The sequence below is a fragment of the Rubrobacter calidifluminis genome, assembly GCF_028617075.1.
Lineage (GTDB): Bacteria > Actinomycetota > Rubrobacteria > Rubrobacterales > Rubrobacteraceae > Rubrobacter_E > Rubrobacter_E calidifluminis.
Genome location: NZ_JAQKGV010000007.1, coordinates 90,088 through 102,771, shown reverse-complemented (window position 1 = coordinate 102,771; position 12,684 = coordinate 90,088). Strand labels below are relative to the sequence as shown.

General features: G+C 65.7%; 12 protein-coding genes. All 12 read right to left on the bottom strand.

The genetic code is table 11. The features are described 5' to 3' along the window. Positions 1 to 32: 32 nt before the first annotated feature. Positions 33 to 668 carry a hypothetical protein gene (locus PJB24_RS07535; RefSeq protein WP_273844384.1) on the bottom strand — a complete coding sequence of 212 codons (636 nt, stop codon included), beginning with the start codon at positions 666 to 668 and terminating at the stop codon, positions 33 to 35. A gap of 46 nt (positions 669 to 714) precedes the next feature. Further along, positions 715 to 2,187 (bottom strand): sulfatase family protein, encoded by a 1,473-nt coding sequence (locus PJB24_RS07530; RefSeq protein WP_273844381.1) that lies wholly within the window; start codon positions 2,185 to 2,187, stop codon positions 715 to 717. Positions 2,188 to 2,304: 117 nt separating this feature from the next. Further along, on the bottom strand, positions 2,305 to 3,660 hold the full coding sequence (locus PJB24_RS07525; RefSeq protein ID WP_273844379.1) for a sugar transferase: 1,356 nt from the start codon (positions 3,658 to 3,660) through the stop codon (positions 2,305 to 2,307). Positions 3,661 to 3,706: 46 nt separating this feature from the next. Further along, on the bottom strand, positions 3,707 to 4,942 hold the full coding sequence (locus PJB24_RS07520) for a peptidase C39 family protein (RefSeq protein ID WP_273844378.1): 1,236 nt from the start codon (positions 4,940 to 4,942) through the stop codon (positions 3,707 to 3,709). Positions 4,943 to 4,968: 26 nt separating this feature from the next. After that, complete coding sequence (locus PJB24_RS07515) at positions 4,969 to 5,745, bottom strand: WecB/TagA/CpsF family glycosyltransferase (protein WP_273844376.1); 777 nt, start codon at positions 5,743 to 5,745, stop codon at positions 4,969 to 4,971. After that, the gene (locus PJB24_RS07510) at positions 5,718 to 6,827 is read right to left on the bottom strand and encodes a glycosyltransferase (RefSeq protein ID WP_273844374.1); all 1,110 of its coding nucleotides are present in this window, start codon (positions 6,825 to 6,827) and stop codon (positions 5,718 to 5,720) included. Before PJB24_RS07510 ends, PJB24_RS07515 begins: the two co-directional genes overlap by 28 nt. A 31-nt stretch (positions 6,828 to 6,858) precedes the next feature. After that, positions 6,859 to 7,788, bottom strand: a complete 930-nt coding sequence (locus tag PJB24_RS07505; RefSeq protein ID WP_273844373.1) for a sulfotransferase — start codon at positions 7,786 to 7,788, stop codon at positions 6,859 to 6,861. 13 nt (positions 7,789 to 7,801) lie between these two features. Beyond that, positions 7,802 to 9,367, bottom strand: coding sequence for an O-antigen ligase family protein (locus PJB24_RS07500; protein WP_273844371.1), 1,566 nt, complete (start codon positions 9,365 to 9,367; stop codon positions 7,802 to 7,804). After that, the gene (locus tag PJB24_RS07495) at positions 9,364 to 10,083 is read right to left on the bottom strand and encodes a P-loop NTPase family protein (RefSeq protein ID WP_273844369.1); all 720 of its coding nucleotides are present in this window, start codon (positions 10,081 to 10,083) and stop codon (positions 9,364 to 9,366) included. The genes PJB24_RS07500 and PJB24_RS07495 overlap by 4 nt, the downstream gene beginning before the upstream one ends. Before the next feature lie 471 nt (positions 10,084 to 10,554). Next, a complete protein-coding gene (locus PJB24_RS07490) occupies positions 10,555 to 11,355 on the bottom strand; it encodes a tetratricopeptide repeat protein (RefSeq protein ID WP_273844503.1) in 801 nt (266 codons plus the stop codon). Between the two features lie 130 nt (positions 11,356 to 11,485). Next, the gene (locus tag PJB24_RS07485) at positions 11,486 to 11,944 is read right to left on the bottom strand and encodes an LPXTG cell wall anchor domain-containing protein (RefSeq protein WP_273844367.1); all 459 of its coding nucleotides are present in this window, start codon (positions 11,942 to 11,944) and stop codon (positions 11,486 to 11,488) included. A 174-nt stretch (positions 11,945 to 12,118) separates the two neighbouring features. Continuing rightward, a complete protein-coding gene (locus tag PJB24_RS07480) occupies positions 12,119 to 12,673 on the bottom strand; it encodes a CAP domain-containing protein (RefSeq protein ID WP_273844365.1) in 555 nt (184 codons plus the stop codon). Positions 12,674 to 12,684: the final 11 nt, after the last annotated feature.

The window sequence follows — 12,684 nt, the reverse complement described above, 5'->3', positions numbered from 1 at the left end:
CGTTTTGTCTGCGAGAGTCCATTAGCGCGAGATTATAGAGATTCTCCGCCGGGAGAGGGAGATTTCCGGCCGCTCTGTCTCGTCCTTCCACGCCACAGATCGGCCACCATCTCACAGAAGGCGGCGAACCCCATCCACGCCCAGCCCATACCGAAGAGGATCCAGAGCGCGGCTCCGAGCCCCCCCAGGTTCTCAGAAAAAGCGATCAGCCCGGCCCACGAACCTATGGTGAGGGGGAGAGCTCCCCACAGAGGTAGCTTCCTCGCCGAAGCCGAGACGAACCCGAAGAGGATGGTGCCTGCGGCCAGTGCGAACAGCCCCACCCGGAAAGTGCGGTAGCCGGGGGCGGCCGTGAGATAGACGTTGTCCAGCCCCAGCCAGAACTGGACCACGTTCCCCGCGACGACGAGCACGATGCCTGACAGGGCTAATAGCAGGGCGAACCGCTCCAGCCAGCCGCCGCGTCCCCGCTGCCAGAAGTGAAGCCCCACGAGTCCCAAGGCGAGCATCAGCGGGGCCGAAGGGAATAGCTTCCAGAAGAAGTTCGGGCTCTTGAACTTGATCTCCGAGAGATGGACGCCCAGGGGGGAGAGTGCCCAGAGGATTCCGCCGACGAGACAGGCTACGGAGAGCGTACGCAGCACAGAGGATATAGATTTCCCGGCCAAATGCTCCTCCTTTCCACGCCGGCTCGCCCGGGATGTCGCCACCATTCTAGGCGTAATGTGGCAGGGGGCCACCGGCGTCTTTGAGCACGTAGTCATGGAACATGCGGCGGACGATGTCCGGGTGTCTGCCCGCCAGGTTGTGCCTCTGCTCCGGGTCTTCTTTCACGTCGTAGAGCTGCATCTGGGTACCGTCGTAGCGGCCATGGATCAGGTACCGCTCATCGCGGGCCCAGACGTAGGCGTCGTAGCCGAGCGTGAAGTGGTCTCGCTTCTGTTTGGGCTCCCTGCCCTCGAGGATGGGTGAGAGGTCTGTGCCCTGCATCTGCCCCGGAACCGCCACGTCAACCGCCGAGAGGATGGTGGGGGCGACGTCGTGGGTCGAAGCGTAGTAGTCGCTCTTCCTGCCCCTTCCCCTGCCTTCGGGGTGGCGGATCAGGAAGACGGTATCGGTGAGCTCAGGATAGAGGGCGTTGTAGGGTTTGCCGACGTAACCATGCTCCCCCAGGCAGTGCCCGTGATCGGAGAGCAGGATCAGGAGCGAGTTGTCGAGCACCCCGAGATCGTCCGCCTTGTTCAGGAAGTGTCCGAGCCACCTGTCTACGTGGCTGGTCTCACCGGAGTAGAGTGCGCGCATCCTCTTGAGCTCCGCCTCGGTCAGATAGTCGCTTGGGGCGTAGTCCGGTTCTATTGGCTCCGGGCCATGGTAGGAGTCGTCGTAGAGATCGACGTACTCCTTCGGCGGCGCCCAGGGTTCGTGCGGGTCGTAGTTGTCCACGACGAGGAAGAAGGGCTGCTTCTCCCGCAGGCCCTCGAGCAGGTCCGCCGCCCCGCCGAACACCTTGGCCGCAAACCAATCGGTCTCGTCCCGGTGGGCGGCGGTGTTTGCCAGAAATTGCTGGATGGTGTCGTGGACCCGGAACTTGTTCCCTTTTAGCAGGTACTTGCTCATCTCCTGTCTGGAGACCGTCCAGGCGGGCTTGTAGCGATCCTTCTCCTGACCCCGCACCCACTCGAAGACGTCGAAGCCCTGGTGGAAGTTGTAGAAGGGCTTGAAGAGGTGGTCGGTGTCCGAGATCAGGGCGTTCACGAACCCGTTCTGCTTGAGTACTTCAGCGAGGGTTGTCTGCCCGTCGGGGATGGGCTCCCAGCCCCACGGCATGTACCCCTCGCCCCTGACCGGGTGCCAGTCGCGGAAGGGCCAGGTGCGCGTGCCGGTGTGTATCGCCCGCCTCGCGCAGATAGTCGGAAGAGACTCCGGGTAGGGACGGCTGAAGACCAGGCTCTCCTTCGCCAGCGCGTCGAGGTTGGGGGTCTTTATCCAGCGGTTGCCGTAGGCCCCCACGTGGTCGCGCCGGAGGCTGTCTATTATCACGAGGATGACGTTCATCCTGGAGCCGCCCTCCGGAAGATAGCTTTTGTACCTGGCGCCGGCAGCAACCGAGCTGCCGAAGAGCGCAGCCCCCGCCGCACCGGCCCCGGCGGCCTTGAGAAAGCTCTTGCGGGTGATCGTACGGTCCAAGATCCCTTCCTCTTCGTGCAAAACCAGCTCTCAGAGGCCGCAGCGTATTCTATAGTAAATATATTAACCTGCATGGAGGACAATATCCGAGCACGATAACGCTCTCCGCTTCGGGAGCTAGTAGGCGCCCTTGCGACGGAGCACGGCCCCGATGGTGAGTATGATGATCTTGATGTCGAACGAGAGGGACCAGTTCTCTATGTAGTGGAGATCGAGGCGGACCATCTCTTCGAAAGAGAGGCTCTCGCGGCCGTTTATCTGCCAGTATCCGGTCATCCCGGGCATGACCGCGAGGCGTTTTTTGTGCGCCTCTCGTGTACGTCCGTGGTCCCTGAGGGGCAGGGGCCGGGGGCCGACCAGGCTCATCTCTCCCTTGAGGACGTTCCAGAGCTGCGGCAGCTCGTCTATGCTCCAGCGCCGCAGGAACCGGCCCACGCGGGTGACCCGGGGGTCGTCCCTTATCTTGAAGAGGATGCCGTCGGCTTCGTTGGCCTCCTCGAGCTCCTCCTGCTGCTCTTCGGCACCTTCGTACATTGATCGGAACATGTAGCATGTGAAGATCTTCTCGTCTGCTCCGACCCTCTCCTGTCGGAAAAGGACCGGGCCGGGAGAGTCCAGCTTGATGGCTAGCGCGATGAGAGCGAAGAGGGGCAGAAGCACGATCAGCCCGGTGGCGGAGAGCGTAAGGTCCAGCGTGCGCTTGAGCGTCCGCTGGAAGTTGTCCAGCTGAGGGTAGCGCACGTCGAACACCGGTACGCCCATGCTCTGGGAGACCAAGGGCCGCAGGCGCATCAGACCCAATGCTCCCGGAACCACCCTCATCTGGACTCCGCGCAGCCTTACCGATCTCAGGGTGTCGAGCAGGTTGTCGTCCGGCAGGCGTTCGGCGCCTGCCAGGAGTACGAGCTTCGCCCCGCTCTCCTCCAGGGCGCGGCGCAGCTCGTCGATGTCCACACGTCCCTGAGGCGTGAGACCCGCCTCGCCGACGGGGGTGTAGGCTCCGGGGGCGAAATCGAGCAGGCGACGCAACCTCTCGCGACCGTTCTCGTCTCCGACTATGAGAGTCGGGATGAGACCTATACCGCGGCGATAGATCATGTCGAGGCCTCGCTCGTAGGAGAGGCGCAGCGGGATGCAGAACAGGGCGAACAGGATCACCACCGCCGCAGCAGCCTCTCCCGAGAGCCCGCTCTCCGGGTAGAAGCGTGCCCCGGCGACCACAAGGACACCCCAGAGGAGGGGCGCCCCCCCGAGCGCACCGGGGCTACGCCTCCTGGCGGCGCGACCGTACATCCCGCAGCAGGAGAAGATCGGGATGAGCACGCTCAGAAGTACCGGGGCGAGGTGCAGCGAGTCCGAGGCGAGGAAGAGGCCGGCGCACAGGGACCCGGCGTCGATCAGGATCAGCACCAAGACGCTGGCCGGACGTCGCAGCATCCCGAGGCTCAGCAGGTTCCCGATCGCCTTTCTCATCGCACCCCTCCGGAGTATAACCCCTCGGGAAGAGGGACTCGGCGGGCTACCAGCTACCCCGGGCGTAGATACGAGGGGGGAGTTTGTAGCCCCTGGGATAGACCAGGTAGGCTATCCCACCCGAGCCGGTCTCGAACCACACCTTGCGGAACTGGTCCCTCTTGTAGACCCGCTCCACTCCCGCGTCGCTCTTCGCCGCCGGGTCGTTGACGATGACGTCCCCGGAGCGGGTGAAGCCCCGGATCACGAGCAGGTGACCCTCCGTCGAGGGGATGGGGGCGCCGTCGAGTTCGCCCCTGTGCCAGGCGACGCTAGCGACGAGCGGGATCCCCGCGCTGATGAAGCGCTCCGCCTGGCCGAGCGAGGAGAAGCGGTTGACCGAGCCCACGAGCCCGTAGGCGGCGGCGTAGGCGGTGTTGAACGGCCAGTTGCCGGTGCCGCCGTAGACGTGGTCGTAGGTGCCGCGGGCTACCCTCGGGACCGGCTGGTCGAGCGCCTCCCTGCCGGTCTTCCTCGCCCAGTATGCCATCACCATCGAGAGCGAGGTCGGGGAGCACCACACCTCGCCACCGTCTGGGTAGACCATCTGCGAGCGGGGCGGAACGGCAAGGTTCTTCCCCCATATGCTCCGGTCGGGACCCACGCCGAGCGGTTCACCGTTGTGGTACGAGTTCGAGGCGGTGAAAAACAGCGCGCGTACCCTCGGCGAGAGCCCTTTCTTCGCGGTGAAGAGCTTCAGGCGGTACTGGTAGGCTCCGGCGAAGACGCGCCCGCGGCTCTGCAGGGTGTCGGTCGCCACCTGCCAGCGGGCGGTCTTCTGCCCGTCGACGCTGTGGCGCTCTATCGTGCCGGTGTCCTTCGCCCAGATGCCGAGGTCGAACCAGCGCGTCCAGCCCCCTCCCGAGCGCACCCGTACGTCGAGTTCGATCCAGGTGCCCTGGGGTGTCGAAGCGTTCCACGAGGGGTTGAGGGTGTCGAAGGCGATGCCGGGCTGATGGACGGGGGAGAGGATCGAGCCCCAGTAGAAAGTGCCGCCGTTGTACGTGCCGTCCCTGTCCGTGCCCCGGTGCGGGTGGGCGCCGAGCCGGAGTTCCGGGACGCCACCGGTGTTCCTGGAGATCACGATCTCGTCCCGTTTGCCCGCTGAGAGGGTGCGGTGGGTGTCGAAGCGGTCGAAATGTATGTACGGGCGGGTGTCCGCCCGGGCCGTGGCCCCGCAGATCAGCAACGCCACGACGGAGAGCAAGACGAGCAAACCCGCCTTGAGGCTGCCATGGTTCACCTCCCCCCTCATGCAACAAGTCTACACTATCCCCCGTGCGTGTGTCCACGCCACCTCTGGCCGAGCACCCGCCAGAGGAAGAGGGGGTTGCCGATCAGGTAACGCCGCCAGAGGCGGCGGGGCTCGATGAAGAGCCGGGCGAGCCACTCGAGGCCGTTGTCCGTCAGCAGCCTCGGCCCCCGACGCAGCCGCCCGGAGGCGTAGTCGAAGACCGCCCCGCCGGTGAGGGCGACCCGGGCGTCGATGCGTTCCCAGTTCTCCATCAGCCAGCGCTCCTGCAGCGGCATCCCCATCCCGACGAGCAGGATGTCCGGGGATGCGGCGTTTATCTGCTTTATCACGGCTTCGTTCTGCGGGCTGCCGCTGCGGTGGTCGAAGTGGCCGTGATGGGTGCCGCGGACCTCGAGGCCCGGGTTCAGGCGGCGCAGGTTGCGGGCGGCTTCGTCGGCGACCCCGGGCCGTCCTCCGAGGAAGTAGAGTGTGAACCCCTCGGCGGTGGCGAGGGAGGCGAGACGCCAGATCCAATCGGCGTAGGTGATCCTCTCCGGTATGCGCCTCCCGAGGAGGCGGGCCGCGAGCATCACCCCGGCCCCGTCGCAGAAGACTACCTGCGCCCGGCCGAAGAAACTCCTGAGCTCCTCATCCTCATAGAGCAGGTTCAAAGCGTGGGCGTTGACGTTGAGAAAGAGCGCGTGCTCTCCCCGACGGACGGCACGCGCGAGCCTTCTGTGCAGCTCGCCGACCTCGAGTGGGTCGACGCCTACGCCGAGTATGTCTACCCTCTCCTTCGTATCTGCTCCCACAGCAACCCCTCGATCTGGGAGAATCGCGCCTCCCAGGAGTTCTCTTCGGCGAGAGATATTCTCCTCCGTGCTTTCTGGAGCGTCTCCAGGCTGCCGAGGCTGCGCAGCGTCCCGATGAACTCCCGGGGATCGCGCGCTAGATAGACGGCGTCTTCCAGGCCCGCGAAGGCGGGCAGCGGGGAGGCGACGACGGGGAGCCCGGTGGCCAGGCACTCGTAGGTCTTGGCCGGAAAGATGGCACGGGTGAGCCTCCCCGAACGGTAGGGCAGGACGAAGGCGTCCACCCCCCGCAGGACCCTGGGAAGCTCCTCGTAGGAGACCTCTCCCCGGTAGTCGATGCCGGGGATTCGCAGCAGGCGTCGAGAGCACCGGTCCATCCTGCCGATGAGCCTGAAGACGAACCCAGACCTCACGACTTCCTCCAGCACCCCCAGATCCAGCCGGTGGGCGGCGATGTCCCCGAAGAAGCATACGGTGCGCACCCGACGGACGGGCTCCGCCCTCCTCAGGGACGCGAAGCGTCCGCAGTCGACCGCCGGGCCGCAGAGGACGGCATCCGGCCTCACCCTCCGCGCCTTCTGCAGCAGAACTTCGGAGGTGCACAGCACGAGATCCGAGCGCCCGAGCAGCTCCCGCTCGCTCTCTTCGACCCCTGGAGGGGTCCCGGGGAAGGCCGCGTAGTCGTCGCAGAGGTCGTATACCAGAAGCCCGGGAGAGAGTCTCGAGGCGAGGTACAGCGTGGTCCAGGTCGGCAGGTAGGCGATGACGATAGGGGAGGGGCCGGACACGGCGCGCAGGTTCTCCGCGAGCCGGGGGGCGAGGAGGAGCCGGTCGGCGGCCCTGAAGATGGGGTTCGTCGGCGGGAGGGTGCGCGGAGCGTGTACGGTGAGGGCGGGTTCTTTGGATGATCCTCTCCTGAGACCGAGAAACCTCCTCGCGAGTGCCCGGGCGTCCGGGCGCGGGCGCGAGAAGCCCGTCGTCTCGACGAAGACCGTCCGGTAGCCGGCCCGGGCGAAGCGAACGGCGAGCTCATGATGGCGTTGCCAGAGGAAGTCCCACCGGACTCCCGCGAGCAGGACCACGCCCGGGAGACCCCCTCCGCCCTCGTTTTTCCTATTTCGCCCCTGCACGGCGGAAGGTCACCTCGCCCTGCATGAAACGTACCAGTTCGGCCCTGTCGGGCCTGCCGGCCTCGTCGTAGATGCCCGCGAGCCCGAAGAGCGAGAGTATACGCGCGGCCCGCCCGAACTCCGCCGCACTCACCCTCACCTTTCCTGCCCCCACCGGGAATCTCGTCGCCGAGGGCCTCCGCAGACTCCGCAATACTCTGTCGGGGGGCCGCTCCTCCCCCAGCGCGCGGAAGAGGCGCGCGAGGGCGTTCTCAGGGTCGGAGAGGAGCTCCTCGTAGAAGACCACCTGCAGCTCGTCCGGGCCGAACTGCACGAGCGGTACGTAGTTGTCTACGCACCAGAGGAAGACATGCCGCTCGAAGGGAGTCCCGGCGCGGCGTATCTCACGCTCGAACGGCCAGAGGAAGTCCTCCAGCAGCTCTTGCTGCGAGAGCACCTCTTCGAGATTGGCGCGCCAGCCCAGGGAGAGCCGCGAGGCAGCAACCGCACAGGGGTGGCGGATGACGAGGATGAGCGGCATCTCCGGAAAGTTGTGGTGCAGCCAGCCCAAGAGCAGATTCGCCCGGATATCCTTTATCACGCGGCGGCGGGCGACAAAGCTCTTGTGGAATCGGTCGATCCACCGGTCGCGGACGCCTCCTGTGACGATGGCCCGCGCGGGCTCCAGGTACTCCGGTCGGATGTCGCCGGGGCGCAGGTACTGCCTGCTCGAGAAATGGTGGACGATCCCGACCCGCCCGGGGAAGAAGGGCTCGAAGACGAGCCTGCAGCCGCCGCGGGCGCACAGCGCCTCCGCGAGCCAGGTTGTGCCGCTGCGTCCGCTCCCGGCGAGGAAGACGGAGTCTTCCTCGCCGCCTCCCACGTCGACGTAGAGTCCGGAGAGAGCCCGTTCTGCCAGCCGGGCGGCCCGCACCAGGCCTCTTTCCTCAGGGTTCTTCCTCACCGGGGTCCCACTCACGCATGGAGGCCAGCTTCACCGCCACCCCGGCCAGCGTGAAGAAGAGCAGGGTGGAGGAGGGGATGTACCAGTGCCACTCGAACGCCGAAGAGACCAGGTAGGCGACGATCGCGGAGGACATCCCGGCCAGGAGCAGCCTCCGCTCGCCCGCCGGGTCCGCCCGCAGCGTCTGCCGCACCGTGTGGAAGACGAGGTACACCGCGAAGCCCACGATCGCGAGGAAGGCGAAGAGCCCGGTCTCCGTCCCCTGCTCCAGGTAGAGGTTGTGCACCTGTTTGACCCCCTGGTAGTCCGGGCGGTGTTTGAGCCAGGTGTACTGGAAGGTGCCGGCCCCCGATCCCGTAAGCGGGTGAGCCTTCCACTCCTGCCAGGCAACCTCCCAGTAGTCCTTCCTGAACCCTATGCTCGCCGAGGTCAGCCGGTCGCTGACGTTCCTGGTCGAGTCGGGGTTGTTGACGAGGGCCTGGTAGGTGGCCACCGGGCCGCCATGCTGCTCGACCAGCACCCCCGCCCCGACCAGGAGCCCAAGCAGGGCGCAGCAGACCACCGCCGCCCCGATGAGGCGCCGAACCCTGGCGCCGGGCGAGTATCGGTTCGCCAGGAGCGCATACAGCAGCTGCAGCACGAACGCCGCGACGAGCGCCAGCGCGAGGTCGGTGCGGAACGCCCCGGCCGCGGCGAGCTTCTGCGGGTCCGGGACGTTCTCCATGAGTCCCCGGGTGTGGTTGATCTGCCGGACTAGCCACAGCCCCGGGACCGCCAGGAGCACCAGGTTGACCAGCGTGCCGAGCCTGCGGCCGGTGAGTGCCAGCAGCACCACCACCCCTATCACCATCGAACCCAGCCCACCGCGCGAGACGGTGAGGTAGAGCGTGGTGAGATAGGCCAGGGCGAAGACCGCGTACAGACCACGCAACAGCGCGTTTCTCACCTGGCTCATCCGGGCCAGGATGAGCAGCACCGCCATCGCCATCACGATGGCGGTGGTGTTGGCGTAGCCGAGCGTGGAGTCCACCCGGACGCCGCCGATCGAGGTTACAGGGTATCTTATCGGCTCGGCCTTCTGCAGGAGCCCGTAGATGCAGACGGGGAGCACCGCAAGCACCACGAGGTCCGTGAAGATGCCGGGCTGCCAGCGGCGACAGAGCGCGCCCGACGAGAGCAGGAAGGTTGCCAGGTACATCGAGGAACGCATCGTCTCCTCGACCGTCAGTATGTCGCTGGCCGTCCACAGCAGCGAGACTCCCTTGACACCCGCCAGCACCGCCAGAAGGGCTGTGAGGACCCACCCGGGACCGGTTATCCCCTCGAGGTAGCGCCCCACGAAGAGCGTCACGAACAGTAGCGCGAAGATGCCCGCCGCAACCGGCAGCCAGAGCTGCTCGGTGTAGAGGCCTTCCCTTATCATGCCGTAGCAGGTCACCGCGAGCAGAACGTCGAGTATGAACGCCCTGTAGGCGGCGAGGGAACGCCCGGCTCCCTTGTCCTTGGTGGGTGTCGGGTAGCCCTCCTGCACCGTGTGATCCCTGCTCATCCCTCCTCCAGCCCGGCGGGACATCGGTTGAAGGTGATCCCGGGCATCTCGATTCCGGACTCGCCCGGGGCTTGCACCGCATCTGTCAGCTCCCGTTGCGAGGACCGGTGGTGTCGGGCCGCGATCAGGGCGCCGTCGGAGGACACGTGGAGCGTCTCGCGGTGGCGGAGACTATCGGCGAGCGGGGCGTCGAGCAGCACTGGGGGGTATGACCCATGCAGCGCGCGTACGGCTGGCCCGAATGCCCGCGCCCGACCTGCCCCTTTCCCATCCTCGATTCTCGTTTCTGCCGGCGTGGCGAACAGTCCCGGTGAGATCTCACACCCGTATTCCTGTGGCGGGGCCTGTCTGTGCGGCCCGGTGGAGAGCCGGACGAAGTTGGGTTCTTCGAGCATCAGGTGCAGGTGTGGGCGCTCAAAGTGGCAGTCCACCACCTCAGGCCTGCCCCCCAGTATGCAGGCGGCCTGCGCCAGCCCGAGACAGGTGGTGGACCTCCCGGCCCTCCTCTCCAGGGCCGTCACGGCTACCACCCGACCCCCTCTCTTCTCTGGCAGAAATCCATCGACGGCGCGTTCGTAGTGTGCGGGCAACGAAGAGACGCCCCGCGGCCAGATGGAGCCGGGTCCCCGCAGTGCGTCATCGCCCGATCTTCCGTCCCTCCGGATACCCCGGTGCATACCCAGGGCCGGCGCCCCGAAGGCGTCTCGATCGCCCACTCCGTCCTCCCACCACCCCGACGGCGCCAGACCGGGAGCTTCGCCGCGCTGGTGGCAAGCCTGGAGACGGCGCCTCTGGATGTCCACCCGAAAGCCCTCTTCCCCGGACCACCGGAGGGCGTACCGGGCTGGCGTACGACGCGGACCCCGGGGCCTGGGGGGTGCCAACCGGCTTCCCCCAGCCCAGCTTCGAAATCTCCCCGGCTCTCACGCGTGCGAGTCGAAGGATGCGGTCCTTGCCCACGGCCCCGATCACCTCCTGCAGGAAGGCGCGGGAGCTCTCCTTCTCCCCGGTACCCGCTCTGGGGCTCACCCGTATCAACGCCGCCATGTGTCCCACACCCCTCAGCAGACCGTACACGGTACCGGCGATAGTGAAGAGTGGGGACTCTGCCACGAGCACCACGCCCCTGAAACAGGACCCTTGCTCCCGGCCCGGGTGAGGAGGCGCCCGAGGCACGCGCCGGTGACTCAGTAGATGGCACTGTTCTCCACCTGCTTGCGGTATCCTTCGGGGTCTGTGTTGAGCAGCCGCAGTATGGCCGGTGCCTGGTCTGCGCTGCTGTACTGCAGCAGATGCCTGGCTCTGCCGAACCTGCCCTCGACCACGAGCGCGTCGGCCATCGCCAGCTCCATCGACTTTCGGAGCTCCTCGAGCTGGGCTCTCTCGGTTCCCCGGGTGCCCTTCATGGCGTTCTTCAGCCGGTAGCCGGCCTGGCGTATATACTTCAGACCCTCTTCCGGCTTCCCGGTACGCACGTAGATCCTGCCGAGGTCGTAGAGACCTTCGATGGTGATCTTGTGGTCGTCAGCGAGCCGCTGGTAGATCCGACCGGCGGCCTTGAGCCTGTTCTCCCGCAGCAGCACCTGTGCTAGCGCGTTGCTCGCTACCGTGGCGTGCGGGTTGAGCCTGAGCGCCTCCCTGTACGACCTCTCCGCGTCCCGGAGATCGTTGAGCCTCGATGCCTGCAGGTTACCGAGCAGGAGATAGGGCACGAAGTTGTTGGGGTCGCGCGCTATGGCCTCTCTCAACGCCTGCGCGGCGGCCTGATTGTCGCCCCGTGACTGCTCGAGGTAAGCCTGCAGCTCCATCGGCTCCGGACTGAAGGGGTCGAGCAGGGCAGCCTTCCTTATGCTCTGCTCGGCCCCCCGGTGATCCCCCGCGGCAACCAGGCGCTGCTCCTCGCTTATGTAGTGGTCGGAGAGCCTTATCAAGATGGCGAGCACGAACAGCACGCCCACCAGGATCCCGGCAGAGACTCTCAGAATCACTCGGCTCAAACGCTCTCACCGCACAGAGGATATCCATCCCATTGCCCAAATACAAGAACAAATACAAGAAGACGGGCCCTCGCAGGGCCCGCCTTCATCAGAGAGAAGTCGATCTCTACGCCGCCGGCTGCTACCTCAGCATCCTGCGGGCGACGAGACCACCACCAACCAGGAGCGCACCAGCACCGAGCGCAACCACCGAAGCACCACCGGTGTTCGGAAGCACGCTGGTCGCAGCCGCAGCAGAGGAGGAAGCCCCGCTGCTGCTGGAGTACTGGGAGCTGGCCGGCGTGCTGCTGGCAGGAGCAGAGCTGCTCACAGAGCTTATGATGCTCTGTACCTGAGTGACGCTTATGTCACACGTCTGCGCTATCTGCTGGATGTTGTAGTTGTTGCCGTACTGGTTGTACTGCGCCTTGCCAGCCTCCTGCTGCACGGCGTTCTGCACGCACTGCACGTCGTTGTTGCCGCTCTGCACGCCGGTGGCGCCGCCGCTCTGGGTGTTCGCCCCGACAGCCTGCGCGAAGGCCGGGGCGGCCACAGCCAGCACCATCGCCAGCATCGCGGCCAACAGCATTACCTTCTTCAAATCCTCTACCTCCTGTCTCGAGGACCTTCCCTGACAGAAATGAATTTTTTCACGCTGAACTCAGCCTGTCAACCATAAACAGAACATCAGCTTAGCTTTTCTTAACATTACTCAATATTATGTGGTTGGGCGGGGAGGGATGACCTCCTGTTGTGAGCGGGCGGCTTCAGGGTTTTACCGGCGGGGTGATCTCGTACCGAAGTCCACGGTATACATCGTCACGTGGTGGTGATTTTTGTAGGTTCCGGAGCTGGTGCCTACGCCCACCTCGTGCAGGTAGGAATCGAGGATGTTTTGGCGATGAGGTGGGCTGTGCATCCATGAGCGCATGATGTTGTGCGGTGATCCCAGGGATTTCTGGCCCCAGGCGATGTTCTCCGCACAGCGGGACCAGCGGTATCCGAAGCGGTGCAGCCTCCGGCCGACGTCGCCGTGGGCGAAGAAGTCGCGTCTTATCATGGCTCGGGAATGAGCCCGGGCGGCCCGTTCGAGTTTCGGGTTGAGGCAGAATGGTCTGAGGTGGTGGCGACGTCGGATCCGGTTGTGGAGCACGAAGGTGCGCATTTCACTCGCTTTCAGGAAGATCTTGCCGCCGCCGCACCGGGTCACGTATCCCCCAGCGGGCTGACTTCCGGACGCCTTTGCGTGGGCGGATAGGCCGCAACAGGTGAAGGTGATGAGCACGAGAACCGATGCCGCACCGAATGCGAGAGCCGGACGTCCAGCCATGGAGAACCCCC

What these genes read in the sequence shown, in the direction of transcription:
- PJB24_RS07500 (WP_273844371.1), bottom strand. Translation starts at nt 9,367, where the DNA reads ATGAGCAGGGATCACACGGTGCAGGAGGGCTACCCGACACCCACCAAG.
- PJB24_RS07480 (WP_273844365.1), bottom strand. Translation starts at nt 12,673, where the DNA reads ATGGCTGGACGTCCGGCTCTCGCATTCGGTGCGGCATCGGTTCTCGTG.
- PJB24_RS07525 (WP_273844379.1), bottom strand. Translation starts at nt 3,660, where the DNA reads ATGAGAAAGGCGATCGGGAACCTGCTGAGCCTCGGGATGCTGCGACGT.